Genomic DNA, 7,087 nt, shown 5'->3' with positions numbered 1-7,087 from the left:
TTGATCAAAGAAGCGCACCTGTCCGCCCCCTGCATTTTTTGCAGCGTAGAGCGCGCGGTCAGCTGTATCCACCACTTGTTCCCAGGTCAAGGTATTGGGCACTTGCGGATAAAATGGATAAACCGCATAACCGATCGAACAGGTTTTTTGCAGCTGCTGTCCGTTGCCCAAATCAAATACGTAATGCGCGACCGCTTGGCGGATTCGCTCGGCCATTTCCGGTGCTTCTGCACGGGAACAAAAACGCGCGACAATTAAAAATTCTTCCCCGCCCCATCGCACAAGATAATCGGAATCGCGCAGCACTTCTTCCAACAGGCGGCTCAATTGCTCCAACACTTTATCGCCCGCACTGTGGCCGTAACTATCATTGACCCATTTGAAATAATCCACATCGAGCAACATAAAAATTAAATCGTGATCTTTGGGTAGCGGCCAATGGATTTCATCATCACCATTGGTTTGATTGGCGAACAACCAATTTTGGTATTCGCGCTCCACTAACGAAATATCGGATGGCATGGATTTACCCAGAAAGCGACGATTGTGCAAGCCAGTGAGCGGGTCAGACAAACTCGCCTCTTCCAACTTTTGGTACGCGCTTTGTAGTTCTTGTTGTGCCTGTTTCAAGCCTTCATTTTTTGCGCGCAACTCTTCAGTGCGTTCAGCCACTTTGCGATCCAAATACTGCGTCGCACTGTACAACTGCAAATGCATGTCAACGCGTGCCAGTAATTCTTCTTTGGAGATCGGTTTAATTAAATAGTCATTCGCGCCCACTTCAAAGCCCATCACCAAATCCTGAGTCTGGCTGCGTGCAGTGAGGAAAATAATTGGTAACTCATAGGTTCGATAAGACTCGCGCAAGCGTCTGCAGGTTTCATAGCCAGACATTTTCGGCATCATAATATCGAGCAGCACCAGATCAATATCGCCATGCTCTTCTACCAATGCGATAGCCTCTTCACCGCTGGCAGCTTCCGTGACACGGTAGTTGCGCAGCGCGAGATGGTTAACTAATACCAAGCGATTTACCGAATCATCGTCCACCACCAGTATGTGTCCCTGGAATGTCTTGCCAGTACGCGCCGCCCGGGATTCATTTAATTGCTGTGTGGGCGTTTCAACAAAATTAGCCGCTATTTCATGCGCAGTGTCGTCAACTGCAGACTGTGCAGGTAGTTCCAGCGACAGAGGCAAACTAAAACAGAATACCGAACCCTGACCGGCATTGGATTGAACACTAATGGTTCCACCATGCAGCTCTACCAATTGTTTGGTGATGGATAATCCCAAACCTGTCCCACCGTAGACACGTTCTGCACGGCCATCTACCTGCTGAAAAGGTTGAAAAATAGTTGTTAAGTGTTCTGCGGCTATGCCTATTCCACTGTCAGCAATTTGCACCAAAATTTGATCATCTTTTTCGTTTACCTCGGCATAAATATTAATGCTGCCCTCATGAGTAAACTTCACTGCGTTGCCGATGAGGTTGTGCAAAATTTGCAGCAGCCGATCTTCATCGGCATAGGCAGCCGGTAAATTTTCCGGCACGTGATTGTGTAAGGTGAGCGGCTTATCACCTATCAATGGACGTGAGAGGGTAATAACAATATCGACCAGCACACGCAAGTCCACCGCTTTTTTGTGCAATACCACACCCTGATTTTTTAATTTGGCGAAATCAAGAATATCGTCCACGAGCGCTGCAAGCCGTTTTCCGCTAGCCGCAATCAAGCGCAAACTGTAGCGCGTATGTGCAGGCAAAGGGCCATTTAATCCATCCAGCAACGACTCCGCCAATCCAATAATGCCGTTAAGTGGCGTGCGCAATTCGTGCGAGGTATTGGCAAGAAACTCATCTTTTAATTTATCAACCTGTTGCAGGCGGCGCACCAGCGAGCGCTCTTGCTCAACTTGTTGCTGCTCATAGCGTAACTTTAATTGTTGGATGCGCAAAAACCAGTAAAACAGCAAACAGGTTATCAGCAAGTAACCCAGATATGCCCACCAGGTCAACCAAAACGGTGGCGCAATATGGATCGCCAAACGCGCTTGTTTATCGCTCCACACTCCATCGTTATTACTCGCTTTGACTTCAAATACGTAGTAGCCCGGATCAAGGTTGGTGTAAGTGGCCGTGCGTTTTGTTCCAGCAAAAATCCAATCGCTGTCAAATCCGAGCAACCGATAGGCGTATTGGTTTTCCTCTGTCATTTGGAAGTTGAGTGCAGAAAATTCCAGCGTAACCACCGCGTCTTCATGCGAAAGCCTGATTTCATCGATATGGTTAATCGACGCAGTGAGGGGCGACCCCTTTGCGTTTACCATGACCGGTTTATTGAGAATGAGTAAATTGGTAAATACGATGGGCGGCGAATAATTATTGGTAGAAATTGCGGCAGGGTCAAACACGACAAAGCCTTTACTGTTACCAAAAAACAATTCACCAGAATTCATTACCACGGGTGAATTGCGGTTAAACAAATTGTCGTTTAAGCCGTGGCGCTTATCAAAATTGCGGAATTGTTTTTTATCAACACCAATGCGGGCAATACCTCTTTGGGTCCCTAACCACACGTAACCTTGCGGGTCTTCCACAATGCCGGCGACCACATCATCGGCAAGGCCATCGCGGCTGGTGTAGGCAGTGAATTTACCTGTGGTGCGATCAAACAAATTGATCCCGCCGCCGTCGGTGCCCACCCAAAAATTACCTCGGCTATCTTCATATATTGCAAAAACAAAATCCGCACTCAAACTGGTGGGGTCATTATCAATATGGCGATAACGCGTAAAGGTTTCGGTGGCAGGATCAAATAAAAATAAACCGCGAATACCGCCAACCCAAATACGTCCCTGCCGGTCTTGATAAACCACCCGGGCATAAAGTGCTTTGTCACCATCCAGGTGCTCAGACGGAGGCACAAAATAGCGAAAAGAATCAGTAGTAGGATCGTAGCGATTCAATCCCTCTTCGGTCGCAATCCAGATATACCCCTGCTGGTCGCGAATCACCGACCAGCCCTCGCGCCCGCGAATTGCATTGGCGCTGTCAGGGTTGGGCATATAATGGGTAAATTTACCGGTCGTTATATCCAGACGGTTAAGCCCGCCGGAATAGATGCCTAACCATATTTGTTTATTAGTGCCCAAGGCCATAGACAACACAGTGTTGCCGCCAATGCCAGAAGCATTTTCAGGATCATAAACATAACGCGTGAAGTGTTGAGTATTGGGCTCAAAATAATTCAACCCGTAGCCGGAGCCGATCCACAAATTTCCCTGCTCGTCCTTTAAGCCCGAGAGAACTCCGCCGCCAGTCACTGTATTAATATCATTGGGGCTATGACTGTAGTTGTGAAAAATCGAGGCCTGGCGATCAATCACATCAACACCTGAGGGAAAATAACCGAGCCAAATATCGCCTGCTGCATCCTCAAAGAGTGTGTTCACCACATAGTTGCCGGGCGATGCCTGATTGGTCTCGTCATAGGTAAAACGGGCAAAGGTCTGTGCGCCGGGTGCGCGGACATAAACGGCACTGCCATCACCCACCCATAGATTTTTTTGGCGATCTTCCAGCACCGCCATGACCATCGCGCTTTTTTCCTGGGTGTCGTGTTCAAGCGCGACAAATTGCTCGCGTTTGCCATCCAGCATAAACAGGCCCGCACCATAACTGCCCGCCCAGAGATTATTGGCAGAATCGACATAGAGTTCGCGAATATCCGCAGAGCCTAACCCCTGCGCGCGCTCGTAGCGGCGAATATCGCCAGTGGCAGGATTAAAGCGAGTGATGCCGCGATCCTGATGGCCAATCCACAAATTGCCCTGCTGGTCTTTAACGACGGCCCAGAGCAAACCATCGCCGGTGGTGGAGGCTTTATCTTGCAGAGAATGAAGCTGGAATTGGCTATTGCTGCGCGTAAAACTGTAGAGACCACCGCGAGTGGCCAGCCAAAAACGGCCATCATCAGTTTCTTCAATCGCTATAACGTCATCGGCACTGAGCAGTTCGGGGGTGCTGGCGACGCTATAGCGGGTAAAGCGGTTTAGCTTCGCATCGTAGCGATTAATCCCTTTACGGGTTGCAATCCACAGATTGCCATCGCGGTCGAGATAAATATCGTTGACGTAGTTATTGCTTAAACTGTGCTCATCTATATCGTCGCGGCGGTAAATAACCAGATTGTAACCGTCGTAACGTGCAAGGCCGTTGGCGCCACCAAACCACATAAAACCTTCTGAATCCTGCGCAACGGTGCTGATGTAGCCTATGGCAGCAACTTGATCCGGCAATATATGGCTGAAGGAGTAGTGTGGCGGCGGGCTATCCTGTGGACGCGGTGCGGTCTGGGCGAAAGCAAAAATCGGCACAAACAAACAGCTAATCAAAAACAATTTAAGCGGTAGGACAAGCGCCATCGCCAGCTCCAGAAGGATACTGATACAGGGGTGACAAACCATCGCCAGCTTAATTTATCTGGCGAACGCCAATTTTAGCAGCTATCCAGAGGGAGCGAAGGGAACAATGTAACAGTTGAACGCTCAAACAGGTTGGGCAATCTGCTTGAGCGCGTGAAAACCCTTATTTTAATTGATAGGCAGTGACAGAATTCTTTAAAAAGTTGGGCACAAATACCCGCTGGGTATTGGGGTCAAAACCAATATCGGCCGTATTGATTTTTTGGGCTTGGGAATCGATCAACAACTCAATCTTGCCGTTACTGTAAACGTAGTACACCAACCCTGCCCAACAGGAGACGATAAATTCACCGCGTTTGGTCATTTCGATACCATCAATTCCCTGGGCAAAACCCTTAGCCAGAGTCAGCGGCTTTTTATCTGGCCCCACCAATAATAATTCCGGGCCAGCACCCACAATCAAATTGGAACCAAACACTTTCAACCCATTCGCGCTGGTCATATTTTCCAGATACAGGCTTGGCTCGTCGTTTTCAATGCGATGGATTTTATTAGTGCGGGTATCGGACACAAACACTACACCGCTGGAATTCACGGTGACATCATTTAAAAAGACAGAACCCGCAATCGGAATTTTTTTAATTAGCGCCTGCTTTTTGACATCAATGACCACCAGCTCGGTAATATCGGCCACGTACAATCGGTTCTGGTAGATCGCCATCCCTTTAGGCGCATTCAGGCCTGTGAACCATTCCTTATCAATGACCTCCCCTTCAGTAGACAATTTGGCAATTCCGCCCTTGCCATCAACAGCATCACCTTGACCATCAATCAGGGAAACAAACAAGTAAGGTTCATCATTCCCCAATACGTAAAGCACTGATTCGGGGGTGGGCAAATCGGGAGTCAGCCACGCCTGCTCTAACTTGTGCTGCGCCAATGTGGGTAGTGCAAGGGGTATTAACAAGAGCAAGAGGCTCGGGAAGCTAAAGAGTCTGTTCATAGCGATACCTCATTATTTTATTGTTGTGATCTATTTTTTAATTGCCGACTGGGATCCCTGCACCAGTTTGACCCATCCTTAACTCTAGACCATGTTGCCACTGGGGATTTCCCCGCCGCAAAACTCTTTACAAAACCTTGCGCCACGGTTACGGCTCTTTACGCCACCGGAACAAATAAAATGCGGCGGCAGCGAAATCATTGCGCTTGGATAGCCTAAGCTCTACCCTAGCAACCAGCCCTGTAAGGGATAGCCTAACCGTCCGTTACCTACCACTCCATTGCCTGATAAGCCTAATAACCTATGAAAACCAGTGTCGATAAACACGCCCCCAAATCCAAAGCGACCATTAAAGATGTAGCCAAGTTGGCCGGAGTCTCCTTTAAGACCGTATCGCGTGTGATCAATAAAGAAGGAACCGTCGGCCAGGAGTTGCAAGACAAGGTAATGCAGGCAGTCAAGGCGCTGAATTACCAACCCAACTTATCAGCGCGCTTACTGCGCGGTGCAGCCTCGTCGATTGGTTTTATTTACGATAACCCCAATAGCAACTATGTGATCGATATGCAGAAGGGGATTTTGGGGGAGTGCCGTCGCCAGGGTTATGAATTGGTTATCCACCCCTGCAACTCCAAGGCCGATGACATTATTGATGAAGTGCTCAACATGGTGGATCGCAGCCAAGTGGGCGGACTGGTGTTAACACCGCCGATGTCGGAGATGCCGGAAGTATTATCGGCGCTGGGCAAACGCAAAATTCCGTTTGTGCGCATCCTGTCGGGCTCACAGGCGCCGGATAAAAAAGGCCCCTGCATTTTTATCGACGACCGCACCGCCGCGTACAAAATTACCCAATACCTGATCGATCTCGGCCACAAAGCCATCGCCTTCTTGGGCGGTGAAGAAGCGCATAAATCCAGCGGTGAACGTTTGGAAGGTTACAAGGCCGCACTCAAAGCCAATAAAATTACGCTCGATAAAAAATTAATCCTGCCCGGAGAATACTCGTTTGAATCCGGGGTAAAACGCACGCGCCAATTGCTCTCGTCCAATTTAAAACCAACCGCTGTGTTCGCCTGTAATGATGAAATCGCGGCCGGTACTTTGTTTGCGGCGCGCATTCAAGGCGTGGATGTGCCGCAACAATTATCCATTGTCGGCTTTGAAGATAGCCCCTTCTCCCGCCAAGCCTGGCCAAATTTAACCACCGCGCAACAGCCCAACACCACCATCGCCGAGCGCGCCACCGGATTGTTAATTGATACCATTCGCGCGCATCGCGATGTAGAGAGCGAAGGTTTTTATCCGCAATTAATTGTGCGTGACTCGACTTGCCCGGCCCCATCCAAACGTTAAATAACAACAGCGCCCAATAAAAAAGGCCGACTTGAAAACAAGTCGGCCTTTTGGTTTTTTAACAGCGACAATAAAAATTACGCGCGACCCAGCCGCTCAAGCAACTTTTGGTTTTCCATTTCGATGTGCTTGTAGAAATCCACATCTGCTAATTGCGAAGCAGCAGCCTCATCAATCACCAATACAACATGTTCATGCATTTGCAAGGCAGATGCGGGGCACGCTGCTGTTAATGGGCCTTCTACCGTTGCTTTAATCGCTTCGGCTTTATTTTCACCTGTCGCTAACAGCACCACTTTT

At 48.9% G+C, this 7,087-nt stretch carries 3 protein-coding genes and 1 pseudogene; 1 reads left to right on the top strand and 3 read right to left on the bottom strand.

The annotated features are described in order from the left end of the window. Both ACWA6V_RS14390 and ACWA6V_RS14385 read right to left on the bottom strand, forming a co-directional pair. On the bottom strand, positions 1–4,428 hold a 4,428-nt coding region (locus tag ACWA6V_RS14390), incomplete at its 3' end, for a two-component regulator propeller domain-containing protein (RefSeq protein ID WP_449523142.1). A gap of 163 nt (positions 4,429–4,591) precedes the next feature. Further along, positions 4,592–5,431, bottom strand: a complete 840-nt coding sequence (locus ACWA6V_RS14385) for a GTP-binding protein (protein WP_449523141.1) — start codon at positions 5,429–5,431, stop codon at positions 4,592–4,594. A 303-nt stretch (positions 5,432–5,734) separates the two neighbouring features. Here ACWA6V_RS14385 and ACWA6V_RS14380 point away from each other — a divergent pair, with 303 nt between their 5' ends. After that, positions 5,735–6,787, top strand: coding sequence for a LacI family DNA-binding transcriptional regulator (locus ACWA6V_RS14380; RefSeq protein WP_310075095.1), 1,053 nt, complete (start codon positions 5,735–5,737; stop codon positions 6,785–6,787). Between the two features lie 77 nt (positions 6,788–6,864). Here the strand turns inward: ACWA6V_RS14380 and ACWA6V_RS14375 are convergent. Then, positions 6,865–7,087: pseudogene (locus tag ACWA6V_RS14375) on the bottom strand (glucosamine-6-phosphate deaminase); the annotation flags it as partial.

This window comes from Cellvibrio sp., assembly GCF_053579595.1.
This window is presented reverse-complemented; position numbering and strand designations above follow the sequence as displayed.

What these genes read in the sequence shown, in the direction of transcription:
- ACWA6V_RS14385 (WP_449523141.1), bottom strand. Translation starts at nt 5,431, where the DNA reads ATGAACAGACTCTTTAGCTTCCCGAGCCTCTTGCTCTTGTTAATACCC.
- ACWA6V_RS14380 (WP_310075095.1), top strand. Translation starts at nt 5,735, where the DNA reads ATGAAAACCAGTGTCGATAAACACGCCCCCAAATCCAAAGCGACCATT.